Origin of the sequence: Photobacterium sp. DA100 (assembly GCF_029223585.1) — a bacterium.
Taxonomy (GTDB): Bacteria; Pseudomonadota; Gammaproteobacteria; order Enterobacterales; family Vibrionaceae; genus Photobacterium.
Genome location: NZ_CP119423.1, coordinates 3,068,341 through 3,092,076 on the forward strand (window position 1 = coordinate 3,068,341; position 23,736 = coordinate 3,092,076).

At 52.8% G+C, this 23,736-nt stretch carries 21 protein-coding genes; 5 read left to right on the forward strand and 16 right to left on the reverse strand.

Translation table 11 applies throughout. The features are described 5' to 3' along the window. Positions 1-49 precede the first annotated feature (49 nt). The 7 genes from nusB to glyA form a co-directional block, all read right to left on the reverse strand. A complete protein-coding gene (gene nusB, locus PTW35_RS14035; RefSeq protein WP_039460566.1) occupies positions 50-517 on the reverse strand; it encodes a transcription antitermination factor NusB in 468 nt (155 codons plus the stop codon). Beyond that, complete coding sequence (ribE, locus tag PTW35_RS14040; protein ID WP_039460564.1) at positions 517-987, reverse strand: 6,7-dimethyl-8-ribityllumazine synthase; 471 nt, start codon at positions 985-987, stop codon at positions 517-519. The genes nusB and ribE overlap by 1 nt, the downstream gene beginning before the upstream one ends. A gap of 174 nt (positions 988-1,161) precedes the next feature. Then, a complete protein-coding gene (gene ribBA / locus PTW35_RS14045; RefSeq protein WP_281025521.1) occupies positions 1,162-2,265 on the reverse strand; it encodes a bifunctional 3,4-dihydroxy-2-butanone-4-phosphate synthase/GTP cyclohydrolase II in 1,104 nt (367 codons plus the stop codon). 35 nt (positions 2,266-2,300) lie between these two features. Then, positions 2,301-2,957 carry a riboflavin synthase gene (locus PTW35_RS14050; RefSeq protein WP_044624074.1) on the reverse strand — a complete coding sequence of 219 codons (657 nt, stop codon included), beginning with the start codon at positions 2,955-2,957 and terminating at the stop codon, positions 2,301-2,303. Between the two features lie 8 nt (positions 2,958-2,965). Then, positions 2,966-4,114, reverse strand: coding sequence for a bifunctional diaminohydroxyphosphoribosylaminopyrimidine deaminase/5-amino-6-(5-phosphoribosylamino)uracil reductase RibD (ribD, locus tag PTW35_RS14055; RefSeq protein ID WP_281025522.1), 1,149 nt, complete (start codon positions 4,112-4,114; stop codon positions 2,966-2,968). A 48-nt stretch (positions 4,115-4,162) separates the two neighbouring features. Then, positions 4,163-4,612 carry a transcriptional regulator NrdR gene (gene nrdR / locus PTW35_RS14060; protein WP_039460556.1) on the reverse strand — a complete coding sequence of 150 codons (450 nt, stop codon included), beginning with the start codon at positions 4,610-4,612 and terminating at the stop codon, positions 4,163-4,165. A gap of 164 nt (positions 4,613-4,776) precedes the next feature. Continuing rightward, a complete protein-coding gene (glyA, locus tag PTW35_RS14065) occupies positions 4,777-6,027 on the reverse strand; it encodes a serine hydroxymethyltransferase (protein WP_281025523.1) in 1,251 nt (416 codons plus the stop codon). 414 nt (positions 6,028-6,441) lie between these two features. Here glyA and PTW35_RS14070 point away from each other — a divergent pair, with 414 nt between their 5' ends. Beyond that, positions 6,442-7,089 (forward strand): YitT family protein, encoded by a 648-nt coding sequence (locus PTW35_RS14070; protein WP_281025524.1) that lies wholly within the window; start codon positions 6,442-6,444, stop codon positions 7,087-7,089. Between the two features lie 135 nt (positions 7,090-7,224). On the opposite strand, the gene PTW35_RS14075 is transcribed toward PTW35_RS14070, so the two are convergent. The 5 genes from PTW35_RS14075 to purL form a co-directional block, all read right to left on the reverse strand. Next, a complete protein-coding gene (locus PTW35_RS14075) occupies positions 7,225-7,701 on the reverse strand; it encodes a Dps family protein (RefSeq protein ID WP_281025525.1) in 477 nt (158 codons plus the stop codon). Positions 7,702-8,052: 351 nt separating this feature from the next. Next, the gene (glnB, locus tag PTW35_RS14080) at positions 8,053-8,391 is read right to left on the reverse strand and encodes a nitrogen regulatory protein P-II (protein ID WP_039459737.1); all 339 of its coding nucleotides are present in this window, start codon (positions 8,389-8,391) and stop codon (positions 8,053-8,055) included. 118 nt (positions 8,392-8,509) lie between these two features. Further along, a complete protein-coding gene (locus PTW35_RS14085) occupies positions 8,510-8,914 on the reverse strand; it encodes a hypothetical protein (protein ID WP_281025528.1) in 405 nt (134 codons plus the stop codon). A 265-nt stretch (positions 8,915-9,179) separates the two neighbouring features. Further along, on the reverse strand, positions 9,180-9,857 hold the full coding sequence (locus PTW35_RS14090) for an HAD family hydrolase (RefSeq protein WP_281025529.1): 678 nt from the start codon (positions 9,855-9,857) through the stop codon (positions 9,180-9,182). A 143-nt stretch (positions 9,858-10,000) separates the two neighbouring features. Next, positions 10,001-13,897: a phosphoribosylformylglycinamidine synthase gene (purL, locus tag PTW35_RS14095; protein WP_281025530.1), complete on the reverse strand. Its 3,897-nt coding sequence runs from the start codon at positions 13,895-13,897 to the stop codon at positions 10,001-10,003. A gap of 438 nt (positions 13,898-14,335) precedes the next feature. Between purL and mltF the strand changes: the two genes are divergently transcribed. Both mltF and PTW35_RS14105 read left to right on the forward strand, forming a co-directional pair. Continuing rightward, a complete protein-coding gene (gene mltF, locus PTW35_RS14100; RefSeq protein ID WP_281027516.1) occupies positions 14,336-15,808 on the forward strand; it encodes a membrane-bound lytic murein transglycosylase MltF in 1,473 nt (490 codons plus the stop codon). 166 nt (positions 15,809-15,974) lie between these two features. Next, complete coding sequence (locus tag PTW35_RS14105) at positions 15,975-16,124, forward strand: hypothetical protein (protein ID WP_281027556.1); 150 nt, start codon at positions 15,975-15,977, stop codon at positions 16,122-16,124. Positions 16,125-16,159: 35 nt separating this feature from the next. Here PTW35_RS14105 and tadA read toward each other — a convergent pair whose 3' ends face one another. Both tadA and PTW35_RS14115 read right to left on the reverse strand, forming a co-directional pair. Beyond that, a complete protein-coding gene (tadA, locus tag PTW35_RS14110; RefSeq protein WP_348637738.1) occupies positions 16,160-16,651 on the reverse strand; it encodes a tRNA adenosine(34) deaminase TadA in 492 nt (163 codons plus the stop codon). Positions 16,652-16,824: 173 nt separating this feature from the next. After that, positions 16,825-17,694 (reverse strand): LysR substrate-binding domain-containing protein, encoded by an 870-nt coding sequence (locus PTW35_RS14115; RefSeq protein ID WP_281025532.1) that lies wholly within the window; start codon positions 17,692-17,694, stop codon positions 16,825-16,827. A gap of 213 nt (positions 17,695-17,907) precedes the next feature. Between PTW35_RS14115 and PTW35_RS14120 the strand changes: the two genes are divergently transcribed. Beyond that, positions 17,908-19,038, forward strand: coding sequence for an S-(hydroxymethyl)glutathione dehydrogenase/class III alcohol dehydrogenase (locus PTW35_RS14120; RefSeq protein WP_281025533.1), 1,131 nt, complete (start codon positions 17,908-17,910; stop codon positions 19,036-19,038). A 56-nt stretch (positions 19,039-19,094) separates the two neighbouring features. Then, entirely contained in the window at positions 19,095-19,937 is an 843-nt protein-coding gene (gene fghA, locus PTW35_RS14125) for an S-formylglutathione hydrolase (RefSeq protein WP_281025534.1), read from the forward strand. 79 nt (positions 19,938-20,016) lie between these two features. Here fghA and PTW35_RS14130 read toward each other — a convergent pair whose 3' ends face one another. Continuing rightward, positions 20,017-21,573, reverse strand: a complete 1,557-nt coding sequence (locus PTW35_RS14130) for an AbgT family transporter (protein WP_281025535.1) — start codon at positions 21,571-21,573, stop codon at positions 20,017-20,019. A 394-nt stretch (positions 21,574-21,967) separates the two neighbouring features. Further along, positions 21,968-23,527: an AbgT family transporter gene (locus PTW35_RS14135; RefSeq protein WP_281025536.1), complete on the reverse strand. Its 1,560-nt coding sequence runs from the start codon at positions 23,525-23,527 to the stop codon at positions 21,968-21,970. Positions 23,528-23,736 lie beyond the last annotated feature (209 nt).

Below are 23,736 nucleotides of genomic sequence, written 5' to 3' on the forward strand. Positions count from 1 at the left end.
TAGACAGAAAAAAGGCCAGCATTGCTGGCCTTTTACAATCATGTTGTGATTACTTCTTGCGAAGTGATGGTGCTGCCTTGTCCAGCACACCATTCACAAACTTGTGGCTGTCTTCTGCACCGAAGGCTTTCGCCAGTTCGATTGCTTCGTTGATCACCACTTTGAATGGTACGTCATCACGCTTCATCATCTCGTACATGGCAAGACGAAGTAGCGCCAGTTCCATTTGGTCCAGATCCTGAAGCGGACGCGACAGGTAAGGACGCATCTTGCTGTCCAGCTCCTGGTGGTTCAGAACAACACCGGTCAGTAGATCACGGAAGTAAGCTACGTCGGTATGTGGTGCTGCTAGCGCCGGGGCATCTGCCTGGTGCTCTTCTTCTTCAAAGTTGTCGCCAGAAAGGAAATGTTGCTCGATATCTGCAACGTTACCTTTGGTAATTTGCCAAGAATAGATTGCTTGTACAGCAAAGTGACGTGCGTTACGACGTGCGGCTGGTTTCACACTAACCCCCATTAGGATTCAATTTGGGACAGGACATTAACCATTTCAAGCGCGCTTAGTGCAGCCTCTGCCCCTTTATTACCAGCCTTGGTACCGGCACGCTCAATGGCTTGTTCGATAGAATCTACAGTCAGAACACCGAATGCTACTGGAGTATTGTACTCAAGCGCAACCTGTGCCAGACCTTTGTTACACTCACCGGCAACATAATCAAAATGTGGCGTACCGCCACGGATCACAGAGCCAAGCGCAACGATAGCGTCATAACGATCGCTTTTAGCAACTTGCTGTGCCACAAGCGGAAGCTCGTATGCACCCGGACAACGAACAACAGTGATGTTGTCGTCGCTTACCTGACCCTGACGTTTCAGAGCGTCTAGCGCGCCTTCTAGCAAGCTTTCATTGATGAAGCTGTTAAAGCGTGAAATTACGATAGCAACTTTTGCGTTTGGTGCCGCGATGGCGCCTTCGATTACCTTCATGGGCCTTCCTGTGACTATGTCATTTTTCCGGTATGAGAAACCGCGGGAGTCTATCACACTTTGTGCGTTATACCAATTGGCATATTTCAGCCCCCGCCAGCCCTGTACCGGCAAGATTTCAAATTAATAAATGGGCAAATATTTCAGATAACAGCGGGCACTCGCCCGCCTTCATTATTCGCAAATATATTCAATCGCTTCGAGGCCAAAACCCGATAGCGAATGGTAGCGCTGAGTACTCGATGACAGCAGGCGCATTTTAGAAACGCCCAGATCAGCCAAGATTTGAGAGCCCACGCCAACCTGGCGCGATTGATCTTTCGGATTCAGTTTCACGCCCGGCTTGCCTTCTTCCTGAGCCGCCATGTGCTGTACCTTGGTAATGATCGATTCCTGGCTTTCAGCCTTGCTCAGAACCACCAATACCCCGCCTTCGTCGGCAATGCGCTTCATCGCCGACGGCAGTGTCCACTGGGTTGCCCCCGAGTGGAGAATATCCTTGAACGTATCTTGCAGGTGGACACGGACCAAAGTCGGCTCACCGTCAACAACATCGCCTTTTTGCAGAGCGTAGTGCACCTGGTTGTCGATGGTGTCACGGTAGGTGATCATCTCGAAATCACCGAATTCGGTTGGCAGCGTACACTGCGCGACACGCTCGATAGTGGTTTCGTTGTTATTGCGGTACTCAATCAGATCCGCAATGGTACCCAGCTTCAGGCCGTGCTGCTGCGCAAACACTTCAAGATCCGGGCGGCGCGCCATGGTACCGTCTTCGTTGAGGATCTCAACAATCACGCTCGCTGGCTCAAGGCCTGCCAAACGGGCCACATCACAGCCGGCTTCGGTGTGACCGGCACGGGCAAGAACACCGCCTTCCTGCGCCATCAGTGGGAAGATATGGCCGGGCATCACAATATCAGCTGGCGACGCATCAGGCGCCACGGCTGCCTGCACGGTCACAGCCCGGTCTGATGCCGAAATCCCCGTCGTCACGCCTTCAGCCGCTTCAATCGACACGGTGAAGTTGGTGCTGAACTGCTCGGTATTGTCCTGCACCATGAGAGGCAGCTTAAGCTGCTTACAGCGCGACTTGGTCAAGGTCAGGCAGATCAAACCACGGCCATGGCGGGCCATGAAGTTAATTGCCTCGGGGGTGATTTTTTCCGCCGCAATGATCAGATCGCCTTCATTTTCACGATCTTCGTCATCCATCAGGATAACCATCTTACCTAGGCGGATATCTTCGATGATTTCCTTTGCACTGCTTAGAGCCATATCGCTACCTTAATTCTTGTTAATCTTCTGTCTGTTTATCGAAGGAACCCGCTGCGGGCCAGCAAATCCATAGAAACTTCTGACTTCGGCTCTGCAGCCTTCTCGCCCAGCATCAAGCGCTCGAGGTAACGGGCAATCACGTCAACTTCCAGGTTAACCTTGCGGCCAGCGGCGAACGCTTCCATGGTGGTTTCTGATGCGGTATGCGGCACGATGGTCAGCTTGAACTCGTCGCCCCGGATAGCATTGACCGTCAGGCTAATGCCATCGACAGCCACCGAGCCTTTCTCCGAAATATATTTGGCCAGATGAGCCGGAGCCTTGAGCCAAAACTCAATCGCACGGCCGGTATGGGTACGCTCAATCACCTCGGCCACATCATCGACATGACCAGATACCATATGGCCACCGAAACGGGTGGTTGGCAGCATGGCTTTCTCGAGGTTAACCTTCTGCCCAGTACGGTAATTGACAAATGCGGTACGCTTGAGGGTTTCTAGCGACAAATCAGCCACGTAGCCCGAGCCAGTCAGTGCTACCACAGTCAGACACACACCGTTGGTTGCAATACTGTCACCCAATTTTACATCGGATAGGTCCAGCTTGCCGGAGTCCACCGTCACAGAAATGTCTTTGCCTTTTGGGGTCAGGGCCGTAATTGTACCCACGGCTTCAATAATGCCAGTAAACATGTCAAACCTTATTCTTTGTCTGCATTGAGTAAATCAGATTGGATGTGATGCTGAATACGGGAAGTGATACGCACATCACCGCCGACCATTCGTACATCCGAGATGCTCAGTTCGGGAACCTGGGCCATCGACACCAGCCCGTTGAGATCCACCAGGCCACGGCTATCGCTGCCCATCAACTTGGGGGCCTGGTACAGGATCAGCTCATCCACCAACCCCGCCTGCAACAGGCCGCCAGCAAGGCCAGCGCCCGCTTCCACCCAGATATGGTTAATATTGTGCTTCGCCAGCTCAACCATCAGCGCACGGAGGTCAATCCCCTCGCCTGCTGGCATAACCAGTTGTTCTACATCCTGCGGCCATTCCAGCGTATCGGCCTGCTTTCTTGCCAGTAGCGTTTTACCCGGCAGGCTAACCAGACGGTGCTGCGGTGTCACCCGGTTCTGGCTATCGATCACCACGCGCACCGGCTGTCGCAGTTCCGCCTCAGGATAATCCTGCTGGATGTCCTCACCCAGTTCCTGCCAACGGACGTTCAACGACGGGTCATCGGCCAATACCGTCGCGCTGGTCGACAAAATAGCCCCGGCCTTGGCTCGGTAACGCTGGACATCCGCCCTGGCGGCCGGCCCCGTGATCCACTTGCTTTTGCCATTGGCCAAGGCGGTACGACCGTCAAGGCTGGCTGCCAGCTTGAGCTGGACATACGGCAGGCCGGTCTTCATCACCTTGATAAACCCTGGATTCAACGCTTCGGCATCTTGCTCCAACAAGCCTGTTTGCACGTCAATATCGGCCTGTTGCAGGATGGCTATGCCTCGCCCGGCAACTTTCGGGTTGGGATCCACCATCGCGCAGACCACACGTTCAACGCCGGCCTTGACCAGCGCTTCGGCACATGGCGGGGTCCGGCCATAGTGAGAGCAAGGCTCCAGCGTGACATACGCCGTTGCCCCTTTTGCCTTTTCACCAGCAGCACGCAGCGCAAACACTTCAGCATGGGGTTCGCCCGCACGGTAATGATAGCCTTCGCCGACAATTTCATCGCCATGGGCGATCACACAGCCGACATTGGGGTTAGGGGTGGTAGTGTACTGACCGTTCTTCGCCAACGAGATTGCGCGGAGCATCATGGCATGGTCGATAGATGAGAACATGGGACTTCAGTATCGGTTAGAAGGCCGGCGCATTTCGTCCGGCATCAATTATTTTTCCAGTTTAGCGATTTCTTCACCAAACTCACGAATGTCTTCAAAACTGCGGTAGACGGAAGCAAAGCGGATATAAGCCACTTTATCGAGCTCTTTCAAGGCTTCCATCACCAGGTTACCGATCATTTCCGACGGCACTTCGCGCTCACCGGTCGCCCGCAGGCGTGACTTGATGGTATTGATGGCGCGCTCGATGTCATCGGCGCTGACAGGGCGCTTTTCCAACGCACGCTGGATCCCACCGCGCAATTTATCTTCATTGAACGGGTCACGGTTACCATTGGTTTTGATCACCCGAGGCATCACCAGTTCAGCCGTTTCAAACGTCGTGTAACGTTCACTGCATGCTAGGCATTGACGGCGGCGACGAACCTGATGGCCATCGGCCACCAATCGAGAATCTATTACTTTGGTGTCATTCGCACCACAAAAAGGACAATGCATCTTGCCTCCTCAACTTCGTCGCACCAGTGTAACCCATTTCAGTAACGGGGGGAGACTATTACCACAAAATTTCTCGCGAAAATGCGGCCAACAGGCAATAAAAAAGGGCCTGCAAGCCGCAGACCCCCTTTCGCTCTATTACCGCCGCTGACCGGCACCTGCCATTATGCGTAAACAGGTAGGCGCTTACAGATCTCCAGCACCTTCGCCTTGGTCGCTTCAATCACTTCTGGGTTGTCGATGTTATCCATCACATCACACATCCAGTTCGCCAGTTGCTTGGCATCCTCAACGGTAAAGCCACGGCGGGTGATCGCTGGCGTACCAACACGGATACCCGACGTCACAAACGGGCTGCGCGGATCATTCGGTACGCTGTTCTTGTTCACCGTGATGTTGGCAGCACCCAGCGCCGCGTCGGCTTCTTTACCGGTGATCCCCTTGTCGATCAGATCAACCAGGAACAGGTGGTTCTCTGTGCTGCCAGAGACAATCTTGTAACCGCGCTCCAGGAATTCGCCGACCATGGCCTTGGCATTTTCAACCACGCGGGCCTGGTAGTCTTTGAACTCCGGCTCCATCGCTTCTTTGAATGCCACCGCCTTCGCTGCAATCACATGCATCAAAGGACCGCCCTGGCCACCCGGGAATACGGCTGAGTTCAGCTTCTTGTAAAGGTCTTCCCCGGCCGATGACAGGATCAGGCCGCCTCGCGGGCCCGCCAACGTTTTGTGCGTGGTCGTCGTCACGACATGGGCATGCGGAACCGGGTTCGGGTAAACGCCTGCGGCAATCAAACCGGCAACATGCGCCATGTCCACGAAGAAGTACGCACCGACTTTGTCGGCGATCTCGCGCATGCGCTTCCAGTCAACAATCTGAGAGTAGGCAGAGAAACCGCCGATGATCATTTTTGGCTTGTGCTCAAGAGCCAAAGCTTCCACTTCGGCATAATCGATCTGGCCCTGCTCATCGATGCCGTAAGGGATGATGTTGTATAGCTTGCCCGAGAAGTTAACTGGCGAGCCGTGAGTCAAGTGGCCGCCGTGTGCCAGGCTCATCCCCAGAACGGTATCACCAGCATTGAGTAGCGCCATGTACACTGCGTTGTTGGCTTGAGAGCCAGAGTGAGGCTGAACGTTGGCATACTCGGCACCAAATAGCTGGCAGGCGCGGTCAATCGCTAGCTGCTCGGCTTTGTCAACGTACTCACAACCACCGTAGTAACGCTTGCCCGGGTAGCCTTCGGCGTACTTGTTGGTCAGCTGGGAGCCCTGAGCTTCCATCACGCGTGGGCTGGTGTAGTTTTCAGAAGCAATCAACTCGATGTGCTCTTCCTGACGCGCCGTTTCTTCCTGAATCGCTGCAAATAGTTCAGCATCGTAATCGGCAATATTCATGTCGCGCTTTAGCATCTGTATCTCCTGACTCAGATTGTTTTAGTCCTTTTTGTCTCTGGCAAGCCGGTTAGTAGCCACGCCGACAAAGAGGCAGTAAACACATAAAATTGGCAAAAAACGGAAAAACCGCAAAGCTAGGCGCCACGTGGACGCAAACGTTTTCGTCTCGCCTGTAGATAACACAGTATTTTACATAATTTGATCTAAATCAGATACCCCTATTGTGACTTTTTATTGGTATTTATTTCATTTTTGGTATGAATTGTTTTCAAGTTGTTCACTCCCTCGGCATAGGTAACCAAAGATAAAATACCCATATTACAAGTAATGATTGAAATTAATTTTTTACGACAGCGTAATTTAATTTGTACACCGACTAACAGACAGATTTATTGCCAGCTATCACGCTTGTCACCAATGCCCTATATCATGACGCCTCCATACATAAGGAGTGTTGTCTTGAGCGGTTATCATCATTCACTGAAAGAAAATATCATTGCTATTCTTACCGGTACTTTCATCGTTGCCCAAGGGGTTTTCTTTCTCCAACAAGCCGATCTTCTCACCGGCGGAACCACTGGCCTGGCCCTGCTGATCAGCCAGTTTGTCGATCTGTCCTTTGGCCAGCTGTACTTTATGATGAACTGCCCGTTTTACCTGATGGCCTGGTTCCGTATGGGCAGGAGCTTTGCGGTCACTAGCGTGATTTCCGGCGGTCTGGTATCCATCATTACCGACAACCTCCACCACGTTTTGGAGATCAGCCGCCTCGAACCGCTTTACTGCGCCCTGATCGGTGGCTTGCTGATGGGCTTGGGTATGCTGATCCTATTTCGCCATAAAACCAGCCTGGGTGGCTTCAACGTGCTGGTACTGTTTCTTCAGGAAAAAATGGGCTGGTCGGCCGGCAAGCTGCAGATGGGGATTGATATCACCATTTTGGTGGCTTCTTTCTTCCTGGTCAGCCCGATGGTATTGCTATTCTCGGTCGTCGGCGCTTTCATGCTGAACCTGGTTCTGGCGATGAACCACAAACCAGGCCGCTACAGCGGTGAGCTAAAGCCGCAGGCAAGTTAAGACTCGGCTAAAGGCTAAAGGCTAAAGGCTAAAGGCTAAAGGCTAAAGGCTAAAAATAAAAAAAGAGGTCGCATCCTGCGACCTCTTTTTTCGAGCCTAATTCCCGTGAATGCTGCAGTGCCTAGACGCTGTGTGTCAATTACGGTTATATGCGTTGAACATCCACATCAGCTTTTCTTGCTCACGGATATAATCGCCCATAATCGCGGCGGTACCCTCGTCATCGGCCTCTCCGGCAAGAGCAAGAATGCCACGCTGCATGCCGAGGATAACGCTGAACCCTTGCTGCAGGCCGCCAACACACTCATCACCAGCATGGGCGTTAAGGTGCTCTTTGATTTCACTCACTTCCACATAATGAGTAAAACTGTGTGAAGGTGTTGCGCCCAATGTCAGCACTCGCTCGGCCAGTTCATCGATTTTGACCTGCAAATCGGTATAGATCTCTTCAAATTTCGCATGCAACTCAAAGAACTCTTTGCCTTTGATATTCCAATGGTAACCACGCGTGTTCATGTAAAGTACTTGGTAGTTGGCCAGCAGCTTGTTGAGTTCAACAGCCAACGCTTGCGCTTTACTGCTATCCAGGCCAATCATATTGTGTGTAGACATAATCATTTCCCCCTTGGTTTTCCTCAATAATACGGGCGGGAATGACCTTGCTCCATTCGTATTGATTTATACATTCAATAGATTAAACCTATTGATGGGGTGCTGGGGTGCTGGGGTGCTGGGGTGCTGGGGTGCTGGGGTGCTGGGGTGCTGCAGAATTTTTGAATAAACGATTGAGCGTCAAGCTATTTATTGGCTTTACTCTCTTCCTAGGATCTAGAACCCGCTTTTCCTAGGGCCTCGTTGGCTATGCTGTTTCATTCTCTGGCTAAGAGGAAGCGCGGAGTTTATACGCATAAATGAGCACTTCCGATAACGCCAGAGGATGAAACAGCGACGACAGAGACGATTTTAGATAGCGTCTTCGTCTTCCTCGCCGGTCCTGATACGCACCACGCGCTCGACGTCAAACATGAAGATCTTGCCGTCACCGATCTTACCGGTTTGGGCCGTTTCGATGATGGTATCAACACACTGATCAGCCACTTCATCGGCCACGACGATTTCCAGCTTCACTTTCGGCAGGAAGTCGACCATGTACTCGGCGCCACGGTATAGCTCGGTGTGGCCTTTCTGGCGGCCGAAGCCTTTAACTTCTGAGACGGTCATACCGGTGATGCCGACATCGGCTAGGGCTTCGCGAACATCGTCAAGCTTGAACGGCTTGATGATGGCTTCAATTTTTTTCATTCTCATCATCCTTTGCTGAGCAGGACGCAATTGGCAAAGGTGGAATTGAGGACCTGCCAACGACCTGTTTAATTTTAGCTGAAGTATATCAAAAGCCTGGGGCTGAAAGATCAGCGTTTCAGTATTTTTCTATCGAGAATATGACATCACTGTCCATCATTTTCAGCAACAGCAGAACAGAAAAAAGTAGCACGCTACTGTTGAGGAAAAAGATCACGATGCTGCGAAACTCAGGAGTAACCAACTGAGGCAGGTAAGGGATCAGGCTATAGTTGAAAAACATGGTGACGGCGGGAATAAAAAAGTAGAGCGGGATGAAGCCCCAGCGATTGCCGCGGCTAAGGCCTAATATCGCTCCGATACCGGAAAGCAGGACCAAGAGCGCGATAAAGCTTGGCACAATGCCGACCTGATTTAAGCTGAAAATCAAAACAAAGCTGTCGGCGTATCTTACCAGGCAGATCATTACAAGTACTGCCAAGCCCTTGGCAGCCAGGAGCAGTCCACGACGTGTTACATCCATTGTTGTCTCTCTTCCATGAAAGCGGTAATGATTTACCCAAGTAACCTTGCAATAGATGACTATGACATGCGGTAACTTTCCTTGAACTGAACACAGCAATGAAGCTTGGATCCAGCCTCTGAGGCTACTTGGGAGTATGTCTGGAAAAAATAAGCGCATATTCTATGCGGGTATTTTGTCCAGTACAACAATTATTCAATTTTTGACCAATTAGTTTATTGCTCCTCCATTCGTTAGACCTTGATTTAGCCATAGGTTCCCCGCCCTAGTAATGCACGGTGACCAGATCGACCAGCCCCGCGAGGCTTCTGACCACCCGGGTCGAGACTTTGGTATCGAGCTTATACCGGTTGAGCCACACCGCCTTGAACCCCAGTTCACTGGCGGCCATGGCATCATTGAGAGGGTGATTGCCGATATACCAGCACTCCTGCGCAGTTTTGCCGCTTTGCTTCAGTGCATGCTGGAAGATTTTCGGGTCTGGCTTGGCGGCACCAACCTGCTCCGAGATCACCAGATACGAGAAATACTCGCGGATCCCTGTCGCCTGTAATTTCGCCTCCTGATGATAAGTAAAACCGTTGGTGATAATGGCAAGCGGAGCAACATGGCGTAGTCTCTCCAAAGCAGGCAAGACATCGGGGAACAGGCGCCAGTATTGGCGGTAGCTGGCATAATATTCGCTGATAAGCCTGTCAGCCTGCTCTTCACTGAGCGGGCGGCGGAACAAGGCGCTGATCCGGGCCCGGCGCAAGCCTTCGAAATTGAGTTCTCCAGCCCGCCACTGCTGGCGCTTTTGGTCCGTGATAGTCCGCCACATACTCTCGATGCCATCGGGGCAGTCGATGATCTCATCGCGATAACGCTTGGCGAAGTCGCGGATCGCGTCTTGCTCCGCCCCGTCATGATCAAGCAGGGTATTATCCAGATCGAAGAAAATCATTTCGCCTCCTGCACCAGATGGATAATTTCAGCTTAATCATACTCTTGCATTTAGTACTACTTTTATTTCCCAAAAATGATACCGATAGTAAAAAACCGCTCACTGGGAGCGGTTTTTTTCATCAAAATGAAGCGATTAGCTTATTAGCCGATATTCACTCGGGCATTGCGGAACATGCGCATCCACGGGCTGTTCTCGCTCCAGTCATCTGGGTGCCAAGAGTTCGCCACGGTACGGAACACACGCTCAGGGTGAGGCATCATGATAGTCACGCGACCATCTTGCGTCGTCAGGCCAGTGATCGCATTTGGCGAACCGTTCGGGTTGTTCGGGTACTGCTGGGTCGGGTTGCCGTGGTTGTCCACGTAACGCACCGCGACAGTACCTGACGCTTCAATCGCTGCTAGGTGGTCGGCATCACGCACTTCTACGCGGCCTTCACCGTGTGATACCGCGATTGGCATGCGGGAGCCTGCCATGCCGTCAAAGAATACCGAGTCTGATTTCTGTACTTCAACTAGGCTGAAGCGCGCTTCAAAACGCTCTGATTCGTTGCGCACGAAACGCGGCCATAGCTCAGCCCCCGGGATCAGCTCTTTCAGGTTCGATAGCATCTGACAGCCGTTACAGACACCCAGCGAGAAGGTGTTGTCACGGTTGAAGAAGCTCTGGAACTGCTCGCGAGCCTGGCCATTGAACAGGATAGACTTCGCCCAACCTTCACCGGCACCCAGTACGTCACCGTAAGAGAAACCACCACAAGCCACTAGACCGTGGTACTCGTCCAGTACCGCCTGACCGGTCAGGATATCGCTCATGTGGATATCGGTTGCTTCAAAGCCGGCGCGGTCAAAAGCAGCCGCCATTTCAACGTGAGAGTTAACACCCTGCTCACGCAGGATAGCCATCTTCGGCTTGGCACCCTTAGCAATGTACGGTGCCGCGACGTCTTCGTTAATGTCGAAGCTTAGCTTGGTGTTAAGGCCTGGGTCTGTGTTGTCTTTCTTCGCTTCGAACTCTTGGTCAGCACATGCTGGGTTATCACGAAGGCCCTGCATCTTATGCGTGGTTTCAGCCCAGATAGTACGAAGCTCGGTGCGAGAACGCTCAAGGACAACCGCATCGCCTGCAGTGATAACAATGCTGTCAGAAGCTTCAACGCTACCGATAACGTGCGAGCAAGCTTCTAGACCATTTGCTGCCAATACCGCTTTAACCGCTTCAAGGTCGTCGTTCTTCACCTGAACAACCGCACCCAGCTCTTCGTTAAATAGTGCAGCCAGTGCATCATCACCCAGGCCTGCAACGTCCGCTTTCACGCCACAGTGACCGGCAAATGCCATCTCTGCCAGCGTCACGAACAGACCACCGTCACCCTTGTCGTGGTAAGCCACCAGCTTGTCGTCACGAACAAGAGTTTGCATCGCATCGAAGAAGCCTTTTAGCTGCTCTGCGTTGTCTACGTCAGCCGGCTTATCACCCAGCTGCTTGTAAACCTGCGCCAGTGCCGTTGCGCCGAGACGGTTCTTGCCGTTACCCAGATCAACGAGAAGCAGTGAAGTCTCGCCTTTGTCAGTGCGAAGCTGAGGCGTGACTGTCTTGCGCACGTCTTCAACACGGCCAAATGCTGTGATGATAAGAGACAGCGGAGAAGTGACTTCTTTGTTTTCGCCGTTCTCTTCCCACTTGGTCTTCATCGACATCGAGTCTTTACCGACAGGGATAGTCAGGCCTAGCGCAGGACACAACTCTTCACCGACAGCTTTAACGGCTTCATATAGGCCAGCATCTTCACCTGGGTGACCGGCTGGAGACATCCAGTTAGCAGACAATTTAATGCGCTTGATATCACCGATATCAGTACCGGCAATGTTAGTTAGGGACTCACCCACCGCTAGACGGGCAGAGGCACCAAAGTCTAGGAGGGCAACGGGCGTGCGCTCACCCATCGACATGGCTTCACCATGGTAAGAGTCGTAGCTTGCTGCGGTTACCGCGCAGTTAGCCACAGGCACCTGCCATGGACCGACCATCTGATCGCGCGCCACAAGGCCTGTCACCGTGCGGTCACCGATAGTGATCAGGAACGTCTTCTCAGCAACCGTAGGCAGACGCAGAACGCGGTCAGCCGCTTCATTGATTTCGATGCCGTCACGGGTGATCGCAGGGCTATCAACTTTCAATGTTTTCGCATCGCGGTGCATCTTCGGCGTTTTGCCAAGCAGGATATCCATCGGCATATCGATTGGCGTGTTGTCGAAGTGTGAATCTTCCAGTTTCAGCTCGCGCTTTTCTGTTGCTTCACCAACCACTGCATACGGTGCACGCTCACGCTTACAGATAGCATCAAATGCCGCCATGTTCTCAGGCGCAACGGCCATCACGTAACGCTCTTGCGATTCGTTACACCAGATCTCAAGTGGGCTCATGCCCGGCTCATCGTTTGGCACATCACGTAGCTGGAAGATACCACCACGCTCACCATCGTCGACAAGCTCTGGCAGTGCGTTAGAAATACCGCCTGCGCCTACATCGTGGATAAAGGCAATAGGGTTAGCATCGCCTAGCTGCCAGCAGCGGTCGATCACTTCCTGACAGCGACGCTCCATTTCCGGGTTTTCACGCTGTACAGACGCGAAATCCAGATCTTCTGCCGACTGGCCAGAGGCCATGGAAGAAGCCGCACCGCCACCCAGGCCGATGTTCATCGCAGGACCACCCAGTACGATAAGCTTGGCACCGACAGGGATCTCTTTCTTCTGCACGTGCTCAGCGCGGATGTTACCCATACCACCGGCAATCATAATTGGCTTGTGGTAACCACGTACTTCTTCACCAGCGTGTGAAGTCACTTTTTCTTCGTAAGTACGGAAGTAACCAAGCAGGTTTGGACGACCGAATTCGTTGTTGAACGCCGCGCCGCCTAGTGGGCCTTCCAGCATGATATCCAGGGCGTTAACAATACGGCCTGGCTTACCGAAATCTGTTTCCCATGGCTGTTCGAAACCTGGAATACGCAAGTTAGAGGTTGTGAAACCCACCAGACCAGCTTTTGGCTTACCGCCGATACCGGTTGCGCCTTCGTCACGGATTTCACCGCCTGAACCCGTTGAGGCACCCGGCCAAGGTGAAATTGCGGTTGGGTGGTTGTGCGTCTCAACCTTCATCAGGATGTGCGCATCTTCGTTGTGGTAGTTGTACTGGCGAGTCTCAGGATCAGGGAAGAAACGACCGACCTTAGAGCCCGTCATTACTGCGGCGTTATCTTTATACGCAGACAGGACATGGTCAGGTGTCGTTTCGAACGTGTTTTTGATCATCTTGAACAGGGATTTTTCCTGCTTAACGCCGTCGATTGTCCAATCTGCGTTGAAAATCTTATGGCGGCAGTGCTCCGAGTTCGCCTGGGCAAACATCATTAACTCGATATCCGTCGGGTTACGCTCTAGCTTGTTGACGAAGCTGTCTACCAGGTAGTCAATCTCATCTTCCGCCAACGCCAGACCCAGGGTAACGTTTGCCTCTTCAAGCGCCTTGCGGCCGCCTGACAGTAGGTCAACATCAGCAACAGGTGCAGGCTCTGCCACTTGGAACAGGGCGGCAGCCGAATCAAGTTCAGTGAACACCACTTCCATCATGCGGTCGTGGATCAGGCCTTTCAGTTCGGTGATTTGCTCAGCAGACAGCGCGGCTGAGGTTTCGATGTAGTAAGCCGTACCACGCTCAAGACGCTTGATCTGGCCGAGGGCACAGTTGTGGGCGATATCGGTGGACTTCGATGACCATGGGGAGATTGTTCCCGGACGCGGGGTAACCAGCAGCAGTAGGCCAGACGGCTCGTGCTCTGCAATCGTAGGGCCGTAAGTCAGCAAGCTTGCCAACTTTTCTTGCTCGTCCGCACTCAATGGCGCAGACAAGTCTGCAAAGTGCATGAACTCAGCATAAATACCTGACACAGGCAGATCCAATTCGCGGCAACGCTCTAGTAGCTTATTAACGCGAAACTCAGACAGTGCGGGTGAACCACGCAAAATTTCCATGTGCGTACGTCTCTCGATTAGCAGTTGAATGAAGGTGATATTGGCCTAACCCCCGGACCGATACCGGGACAATTACGTCAATGCCACCTCGCTTGCCATGGCCTGTTTGAGGCGAGCAGCTCAGGATGGGGCGTAGTATAAGGGAAATTTTTTTGTGACGTAACACCTGACGCAACCGTTTGCGTGTTTTTTTTTCAATCAGCACCAAAAACCAGTGGGATATCCGTCACAGCGTCTGCTTTTCACACATTTTTTTACGATTTCGGATTTAAGAAGCGTATTTTTCTGCCGCAAACTTAGCACCAAACGAATGTGATTATTTTGCGGATCGGGCGAGCTTTGGTATAAAGGACGTCCTGTTTTTACCAAGAGCATAACTCGTTGAGCATTCTTCGCCCGAATCCAAGTTTTAGACAATTCATTGCCTTACTATTGAGTCTGTTTGTTCTCAATGGCTGCCTGTGGCAAGAAGAGCCCCGTACGGAATTAGAACGGATCCGGGAAGAAGGTGTCCTGCGGGTCGGCACGCTCAATAACCAGCTCTCCTACTATATCGGTAATGAAGGCCCAACCGGTTTGGATTACGAACTGGCCCGTCGCTTTGCCGACCGGCTTGGCGTGAAACTGGAAATGAAAGCCATGTTCACCCTATCGGGCCTGTTTCCCGGCCTTGAGCGCGGCGATGTGGACATCCTTGCTGCCGGACTGACCATGACCGATGAGCGCTTGGCCCAGTTTCGTGCCGCGCCGGCGTACTACTACGCCAGCCAGAAAGTGGTCTACAAAAAAGGCCAGTGGCGCCCGCGCAGCATAGAGGATCTCGCCGAAAACAAAGGAACGCTGGCCGTGGTCAAGGGCTCCAGCCACGAAAAGACCCTGCAGGCCCTCAAGCTGGCACACCCAAGCCTTGAATGGCAGTCACTGGAAGAAATTGACAGCGACGAGCTGCTGCGCCAGGTGGCCGAGGGCGAGCTTGACTATACCCTGGCTGACTCGGTCGATATTGCCCTGAACCAGCGCATCCTGCCGGATGTCACCACGGCGCTGGAGCTGACCGAGGATGAGCCGATCGCCTGGTTCGTCAACCAGAACAACGATGACAGCCTCTACGCGCTGCTGATCGAGTTCTTCGGTGAAATCCAGCAAAGCGGTGAACTGGCCAAGCTGGAAGAGAAATACCTCGGCCATGTCGACAAATTCGATTATGTCGATACCCGGGCCTTCCTGCGTGCGGTTGAAAGCAAGCTGCCCAAATGGAAAGGCCTCTTCAAGCAGTACGCCAACGAGTTTGACTGGCGCCTGATTGCCGCCCTGTCCTATCAGGAGTCACACTGGAACCCTCGCGCGGTCTCACCAACCGGGGTGCGCGGGATGATGATGCTTACCCTACCGACGGCCCGCTCTGTCGGGGTACAGAACCGTCTGGATCCGGAGCAGAGCATCCGCGGCGGTACCGACTACCTGCGCAAGATGATCAACCGTATTCCTGACAGTATCGAAGAGCACGAAAAAGTGTGGTTTGCCCTAGCCTCCTATAATGTCGGCTTCGGTCATATGATGGATGCCCGCCGCCTGACCCAGTCGCAAGGCGGCAACCCTGATGCCTGGAGCGATGTGAAGCAACGCCTGCCGCTGCTCCGCCAGCGCAAGTACTACAAGCAGACCCGCTATGGCTATGCCCGCGGTGATGAAGCCCTGCACTACGTAGAGAATATCCGCCGCTACTACCAGAGCATCATCGGCTACGAGCAAACCCACAGTCAGGAGCCGCAGCTCGATGAAATCGAACTGATTGACGGGCTACACACTATTACGCCAACAACAGAGACCCTTGCCCAGCAACTTCCGCCGGACGAGGACATCCCTGCCACGCCGGATGCGGCAGCGCCAAGCAAAACCGCCAGCAATTAATCTCCCCTTCCCCCGGCCTCGCCGGGGTGAGATTGCTCACACCTTGATGTTCCCTGCTGAAAAAAATGATCGCAAAGCGTGACCATTGTCGTTAGATAAATGGTAGAGATCAGAGATACTAATGCTACATGCTTCGCCCCCGAGCAGTTCTAATGGAGGAGGCTCTATGCACTTTTCGAAGAAAAAAACGATCAGCAATATGCGCAAGCGGATGGCATCTGCCGCCACCCGCCGCAAGCGGCTCAACGCCAACATCCGCAAGAAGATCCTGTGGCGCCAGCGCAGCTACATCATTCACAGTACCGCAGAGATCTGATCCCTGCCGGCGATGGAAGAGTCGGCGTTAATTTTTCAGGAAGGTTTGTCTGCTGCCTGCAAGGCTTGCTGGCGGGCTTTCTTTTCCGCCTTTTTTTCCGCCCGGCGGCGCTTGAAGAAGGTCTGCAGCTGATGACGGCACTCATCGGCCAACACCCCGGACTCAATCGCTACATGATGATTGACCTGCTCGTAGCTCAGCAGGTTCATGATACTGCCCGCCGCACCGGTTTTTAGATCATGGGCGCCGAACACGACCTTGCCGATCCGGCTGTGCACCATCGCCCCCGCACACATCGGGCACGGCTCCAAGGTGACATACAAAGTGGCGTCGAGCAGGCGGTAGTTCTGCAACACCTGGCCGGCCTGGCGCAGTGCCATGATCTCGGCATGGGCGGTGGCATCATGCTGGGTGATCGAGCGGTTCCAGCCTTCACCGACCACCCGCCCCTGGTAGACGACAACGGCGCCGACCGGCACTTCACCATCCGCCTCGGCACGGGCGGCAAGCTCCATGGCACGGCGCATGAAATCTTCGTCGTTGTATTCCTGGATGGCTTCTGCCCTAGCTAGCTCTGACATCGATGGCTCGGTCATGGGACGTATTCTCTCTGTTGCTTGAGGCCGCTGATTATACCCAAAAGCCCACCGGATGCGAGGTTTACCACGCCCCCCATCGCCCAGATACCGTATCAACGGCACTAGGACAAGGATTCGGCAAGAAAGTCCACCAGCAGACGCACCTTGGGGGAGAGGTGGCGGTTATGGGGGTACAGCGCCCATATCCCTTCTTCCGGCTCACGGAAAGTGTCCAGCACGGTGACCAGATCGCCCCTCTCCAGATCATCAATAATGTAATAGTCAGGCAACTGGATCAGGCCCAGCCCTTTCAAAGCCGCATCACGCAGGGCATGGCCGCTGGCACAACGCAGAGTACCATCGATCCTGACACTGCGCTCTTTGCCCGCCTCCTGGAAGCGCCAGTGATCATAGTTGCCCACCAGGCAATTATGGTGGCGAAGCTCTGACAGCGAGTGGGGTACCCCGAACTTTTCCAAATAGCCCGGCGACGCACAGACAAACTGGGTACGGCTGGCAAGGCGCTTGGCCATCATGGTCGAGCTGCTGAGCTTGCCAAGGCGGATCGCCAGATCATAGCCGCCCTCGACCAGATCCACGGTTTGGTTGGTCAAATTCATCGTCACATCGACCTCGGGATACTGCAGTATAAAATCCACCACCAGCGGCATAATGTACTGCTCGCCGTAGGTCACCGGTGCCGTCAGCTTGAGGCTACCCTGCGGGGTATCACGCCGATCGCTGATCGCCCGCTCGGCTTCTTGCAGTCCATCCAGCAAGCGGCGGCAATGCTGGTAATAGATGGTCCCTTCTTCGGTCAGCGAGACCTTACGGGTGGTACGGTAAAACAGCTTGGTATTAAGCCGGTTTTCCAGCGCACTGATCTGGCGGCTCACTTGCGCGGTGGAAATCCCCAACTGCTTGGATGCCGCGGTAAAACTTTCGGATTCCGCCACCGCGACAAATTCGCTGACCCCTTCCCACAAAAACATATCTCACCATTGTTACACACCAGAAAAAGTTATTTGCATTATAGGGTAATTATCAACCAATTAGAAATGAATATACTAAGCCCATCACAACGAAACGGCAGTGCAGCCAATCTCTGCACCATCGTTATAAATCTCTCCTACTGTTAAAACTACAGCAGGAACCAATACTGGCCCGTGAAGCAATCGGCCGACTAATAATGAGAGAGAAATACAATGTCTGAACAATTTATCAAATCCAAAGCAGCTATCGCGTGGGGCCCGAACCAGCCACTTTCTGTCGAAGAAGTTGATGTCATGCTGCCGAAAAAAGGCGAAGTATTGGTACGCATCATCGCCACCGGTGTCTGCCACACCGATGCCTTTACCCTGTCAGGCGATGATCCGGAAGGGATTTTCCCGGCGATTCTGGGCCATGAAGGTGGCGGTATTGTTGAAATGGTGGGTGAAGGCGTAACCAGTGTAGAAGTCGGTGACCACGTTATCCCACTTTACACCCCGGAATGTGGCGAATGTAAGTTTTGTAAGTCAGGCAAAACCAACCTGTGCCAGAAAATCCGCGAAACCCAAGGCAAAGGCCTGATGCCTGACGGTACTACCCGTTTCTACAAAGATGGCCAGCCAATCTTCCACTACATGGGCTGCTCGACGTTCTCGGAATACACCGTACTGCCTGAAATCTCTCTGGCAAAAGTGAACAAAGAAGCACCTTTGGAAGAAGTCTGCCTACTCGGCTGCGGCGTGACAACCGGTATGGGGGCGGTACTGAAAACCGCCAAAGTACAAAAGGGGGACACGGTTGCCGTATTCGGCCTTGGCGGGATTGGCCTCTCAGCGATTATTGGCGCGACTATGGCCGGTGCCAGCCGCATTATCGGTGTCGATATCAACGAGAGCAAATATGCTCTGGCCAAAGAATTAGGTGCAACCGACTGCATCAATCCAAATGACTACGACAAGCCTATCCAAGAAGTCATTGTGGAAATGACCGATGGCGGCGTCGACTTCTCGTTCGAGTGTATCGGCAACGTCAACGTCATGCGTTCCGCCCTTGAGTGCTGCCACAAAGGCTGGGGCGAATCGGTGATAATCGGTGTTGCCGGCGCGGGCCAGGAAATCTCCACCCGTCCGTTCCAACTGGTGACAGGCCGTGTATGGCGAGGCTCGGCATTCGGTGGTGTCAAAGGCCGCTCTGAGCTGCCTGAAATTGTTGAACGTTACATGGCTGGCGAGTTCAAGCTTGATGACTTTATCACCCACACCATGGGCCTGGATGACATCAACGACGCTTTCGACCTGATGCACGAAGGCAAGAGCATCCGCTCTGTCATTCACTACAACAAATAATGCAAAGCGCTGGGCTCCTTCGGGAGCCCAGTTACCCTAGAGAGTAAGAGAATCTAATGACTATCGAAAACACAAGCTGGAACAAAAGCTTTGGGGGCTGGCACAAGCAATATACCCACCACTCTTCGGTGCTGAACTGTGACATGCGCTTCGCCATTTTTCTCCCGCCGCACATTGCCCAAGGTACCAAAGTGCCGGTGCTGTACTGGTTGTCAGGCTTGACCTGTACCGATGAGAACTTCATGCAAAAAGCCGGCGCTCAGCGCCTAGCGGCGGAGCTCGGCATTGCCATCGTGGCACCGGATACCAGCCCGCGCGGCGAAGGGGTACCGGACGATCCAGAAGGGGCCTACGACTTCGGCCTCGGTGCTGGCTTTTATGTCAATGCCACCCAGGCCCCGTGGAACCGCCATTACCAGATGTACGATTATGTGGTCAACGAATTGCCTGCCCTGGTCGAGGCGCACTTCCCGGTCAGCGACAAACGGGCGATCAGCGGCCACTCGATGGGCGGCCACGGCGCACTGATGATTGCCCTGCGCAACCCATCACGCTACAACTCGGTATCCGCTTTCAGTCCGATCAGCAACCCGGTCAATTGTCCGTGGGGCGAAAAAGCCCTACGCGGTTACCTGGGTGACGATCGCACCAACTGGCTGCAATACGACACCACCGAATTGCTCAAGCACAACCAGCAACCGGTACCAGCCCTCGTTGACCAAGGCGATCAGGACAGCTTCCTCGACGAGCAGCTCAAGCCGGAGTTACTCGCAGCTGCCGCCCAGAGTGTCGACTACCCGCTGGAACTCAGGATGCAGGAAGGTTACGACCACAGCTACTATTTCATCGCCAGCTTTATCGATGATCACCTGCGTTTCCATGCCCAGTACCTGCTGTAAACCAGCCTTCAGGCACGGATAAAAAAACCCCGCTTTCGCGGGGTTCGTTTTATCTGGCGATTGCCATCTACAGGCTCAATCAAAAACCCAGAGGGATATTGAAAGCAAAGAAAACAACCAGCACCGACGTCCATACCGTCAGGAAAGCCACCGAGTACGGCACCATCATGGCAATCACATCGCCGAACGACAGCTCAGGCTTGTACTTACGCATGAAGGCCAGAATAACCCCCGCGTAGCTCATCATCGGTGTGATGATATTGGTCGAAGAGTCCGCAACACGGTATGCCGCAGTCACAAGATCCGGTGTCATGTTCGGGTTCACCTGATACAGCATCGGCACGAAGATAGGACCAAGCAGCATCCACTTCGACGTCAGGCCACCGACGAACAGGTTGATAACCGCCGTGGTCAGGATAAAGCCGATGATCAGCAAGATTGGGAACTGCTGCAGGCCAAGTGCACTCAGGAACGTTGCCCCCAGGTAGGTCACATAGGTGCCTAGACCAGAGAAGCCAAGTAGCGCCAGGAAGTTGTAGCAGAAGAATGTCAATACCAGGATGTAGCCCATGGTGTTCATCTGCGTTACCATCGCCTTCACCACGTCCTGCAACGACTTGAATTTACCTGTGGCAACACCGAAGAAGATACCAACAACCGCAAACACCATCGCAATCAGCAGGATCACATTGTCTAGGTAAGGCGTCACTTCACGCCCCGCGTCATTGGTGTAGGTCGCCAGTGGGCCCATCGCCAAGCCAACCACCGCCGCCAATGCAATGATAAGACCTAGGCCAGCGGCACGCAGGCCTTTGTTTTCTGCATCCGAAACCTGGAAGTCATTCAGGTTCAGATCTTCCGGAAGCTGGTAAGACATTTTCTCAAGGCGAGGTGCAACAAAGCGGCTTGTCACCCAGGCACCAAGACCCGCAAGGATAAAGGTCGAGGTGAAAATGAAGAAGTAGTGCATGGTCGCCGGGTTAATGGCTTCGCCTGCCGCGGTTTCAAATGGGATCCCCTGAGACTCCGCAAAGATCCGTGCGTTGGCACCCAGAATGACGTCAACTGGCGTTGCCGGGATCAAGTTGGCACTGAAACCCGCCGACACACCGGCGAACGCTGCAGCCATACCGATCAATGGGTTCTTGCCCAGACCCGCGTAAAGAAGGCCCGCAAGCGGGATCAGGATCAAGTAGCCGGCATCCGTTGCAATCGAGCTCATGATACCCAGGAAGATCACCAACAGCGGCAGGTAGCGTTCATTGATACGCAGGCCAACTTTCTTGATAACGGCCGACAGCAACCCTGAATTTTCGGCAATACCGACACCCAGCATCACAATCAGGATCACACCCAATACTCCGCCGCCAAACGACAGCCAGTTAGTCAGCAACGCATTATCAAACATCCAGCGGACGTTTTCCGTCGCCATCATGTTCTTAATGGTGTGGGTGACAGCACCACCATCTGCCCCCGTGATATCAAACTGCAAGCCACCGATGACAGCAGTTAGCGCCAGACAGAATACAAATAGCGACATGAAAATGATCACAGGATCAGGGATTTTTTTACCGGCACGCTCAATGAACGCGATAATGCCTTTCTGCGAAGGTGGGCTAGAAATGGTCTCACTCATAATCGTACTTCCTTAATACACCGATTGAGTTTTAATGTTGTGCTTTCAAAGAAAGCTAACAAATCATTTCATTTGAGTAAAACCACTAAATCGACAGCAATTCAAATCAAAAAACCACTATACATACAAAACTCAGAGCAAAAGTCCGTTCAGCTCAGGTTAAGCAACAATTCAGACCGTACTATTGCATTAGTACAGGATTTAAATCCTGCAAAATTAAATTTCAAATAATGCAAAAAAATCAGGATTAACAATCACTCAACACTAAATCATTGACACCGACAATACACGCCTACATTTCAACAACATAGCATTCCGACAAAGCATGACGGAGGTTGCCCTGAAGGCATAAAAAAGCCCCGCAGTGCGGGGCTATTTTCAGGATATTCTGAACTTACATGGTGTAAGTGTACGGTGCCTGAATACCTAGTGGGATACCGATTGCCCAGTAAATCAGTAGGAACACTGTCCAGCCAATCAGCATGGCAATTGAGTAAGGCATCATCATCGAAGCCAGGGAACCGATACCTGAGCTCTTCACGTAACGCTGCATGTAGACAACAACCAGCGGGAAGAACACCATCATTGGAGAAATGATGTTAGATACAGAGTCACCAACACGGTAAGCCGCCTGAGTCAGCTCAGGAGAAATACCCACAGCCATCAGCATCGGTACCATGATTGGACCGATCAGGGCCCACTTCGCAGATGCAGAGCCAACCAACAGGTTAACGAAAGCCGTCAGCAGGATCATACCCACAATGGTCACCTGACCCGGTAGGTTCATCGCCTGCAGAAGCTGTGCACCAGACAACGCCAGCAATGTACCTAGGTTTGACTGGGTGAAAGCAACCAGGAACTGCGCGATGAAGAATGCCATTACCATGAAGCTACCCATGCTGCTCATTGTCGCTGACATTGACTTGATCACGTCGTCACTCGCCTTGAAGGTACCGGCGATACGGCCGTATACCACACCAGGGATCACGAACAGGATGAAGATCAGCGGTACGATAGACTGCATTACTGGTGCATTGAACGCCGTGATTTCACCCGTTGGAGAACGCAGTGGCGAAGTCTCAGGGATCAGTGCCAGGAAGAGCACCGCGATACCCGCCATCATCGCCCAACCCGCGCGCGAGAAAGCCTTACTTTCAAGCTCGGTGAATGAGCCCATGTCAGGTGCTTCTTCTGCATCTTCATCGATAGGCGTGTTCGACAGGCGTGGCTCGATAATACGGTCAGTGATGTACCAGCCGATCGCAACAATCAGTAGCGATGACAAACCAGTGAAGAATAGGTTCGAAAGCGGGTTAACAACATATTCAGGGTCAAGGATTTGTGCCGCTTCCTGAGTGAAGCCTGCCAGTAGAGGGTCGATACCTGAAGGGATGAAGTTGGCAGCGAAGCCACCGGATACACCAGCAAATGCTGCAGCAATACCAGCAAGAGGATGGCGGCCCGCAGCGTGGAAAATGATACCACCTAGAGGGATAACCAGTACGTAACCCGCATCCGCCGCTGTGTGCGATACGATAGCAACCAGGATCAGCACCGGAGTGATGAATTTAGCCGGCGTTACGTTCAGCATCTTCTTAAGGCCAGTGTTGATGAAGCCAGAAGCCTCAGCGACACCCACACCCAGCATTGCTACCAGAACAATACCCAAAGGTGCGAAGCCGGTGAAGTTTTTCACCATCGTCGCGAGGAAATTAGCGAACGCCTCACCGGTCAGCAGGTTGTTAACTTCAACAGCCTGGCCTGAAACTGGGTGAATTAAACCAAATTCAAACTGGGAGAAAATTGCGGAAAGAACCCAAACAAGGATCAATCCCCAGAAGAATAGCAAAGCAGGATCCGGGATCTTGTTACCTGTTCGCTCGATAAAGTTAAGAAACTTATTCATCGCACTTGGCGACTCATTAGGTGTCTTATTGACAGCTTGATTGCTCATGGGAACTCCATGGTCATTAGTGATGTTGTAAATTTGCGGCGCTAGATTGTCGTTGTATCGCCGTCAATCCGTTTTTTCTACGAAAGAAAAAGCTTGTGGCGAATTGTAATGAAAAGTTCAATTAATTACGCACGATTCACCATACATTCAGAAATATTCACAATAGCATATTGTAATAAAATATTAATGTAAAACATTACACTAACAAG

Coding starts and splice junctions, on each gene's coding strand:
- nusB (WP_039460566.1), bottom strand. CDS start 517: ATGGGGGTTAGTGTGAAACCAGCCGCACGTCGTAACGCACGTCACTTT.
- ribE (WP_039460564.1), bottom strand. CDS start 987: ATGAAGGTAATCGAAGGCGCCATCGCGGCACCAAACGCAAAAGTTGCT.
- ribBA (WP_281025521.1), bottom strand. CDS start 2,265: ATGGCTCTAAGCAGTGCAAAGGAAATCATCGAAGATATCCGCCTAGGT.
- PTW35_RS14050 (WP_044624074.1), bottom strand. CDS start 2,957: ATGTTTACTGGCATTATTGAAGCCGTGGGTACAATTACGGCCCTGACC.
- ribD (WP_281025522.1), bottom strand. CDS start 4,114: ATGTTCTCATCTATCGACCATGCCATGATGCTCCGCGCAATCTCGTTG.
- nrdR (WP_039460556.1), bottom strand. CDS start 4,612: ATGCATTGTCCTTTTTGTGGTGCGAATGACACCAAAGTAATAGATTCT.
- glyA (WP_281025523.1), bottom strand. CDS start 6,027: ATGCTAAAGCGCGACATGAATATTGCCGATTACGATGCTGAACTATTT.
- PTW35_RS14070 (WP_281025524.1), top strand. CDS start 6,442: ATGACGCCTCCATACATAAGGAGTGTTGTCTTGAGCGGTTATCATCAT.
- PTW35_RS14075 (WP_281025525.1), bottom strand. CDS start 7,701: ATGTCTACACACAATATGATTGGCCTGGATAGCAGTAAAGCGCAAGCG.
- glnB (WP_039459737.1), bottom strand. CDS start 8,391: ATGAAAAAAATTGAAGCCATCATCAAGCCGTTCAAGCTTGACGATGTT.
- PTW35_RS14085 (WP_281025528.1), bottom strand. CDS start 8,914: ATGGATGTAACACGTCGTGGACTGCTCCTGGCTGCCAAGGGCTTGGCA.
- PTW35_RS14090 (WP_281025529.1), bottom strand. CDS start 9,857: ATGATTTTCTTCGATCTGGATAATACCCTGCTTGATCATGACGGGGCG.
- purL (WP_281025530.1), bottom strand. CDS start 13,897: ATGGAAATTTTGCGTGGTTCACCCGCACTGTCTGAGTTTCGCGTTAAT.
- PTW35_RS14105 (WP_281027556.1), top strand. CDS start 15,975: ATGCACTTTTCGAAGAAAAAAACGATCAGCAATATGCGCAAGCGGATG.
- tadA (WP_348637738.1), bottom strand. CDS start 16,651: ATGCGCCGTGCCATGGAGCTTGCCGCCCGTGCCGAGGCGGATGGTGAA.
- PTW35_RS14115 (WP_281025532.1), bottom strand. CDS start 17,694: ATGTTTTTGTGGGAAGGGGTCAGCGAATTTGTCGCGGTGGCGGAATCC.
- PTW35_RS14120 (WP_281025533.1), top strand. CDS start 17,908: ATGTCTGAACAATTTATCAAATCCAAAGCAGCTATCGCGTGGGGCCCG.
- fghA (WP_281025534.1), top strand. CDS start 19,095: ATGACTATCGAAAACACAAGCTGGAACAAAAGCTTTGGGGGCTGGCAC.
- PTW35_RS14130 (WP_281025535.1), bottom strand. CDS start 21,573: ATGAGTGAGACCATTTCTAGCCCACCTTCGCAGAAAGGCATTATCGCG.
- PTW35_RS14135 (WP_281025536.1), bottom strand. CDS start 23,527: ATGAGCAATCAAGCTGTCAATAAGACACCTAATGAGTCGCCAAGTGCG.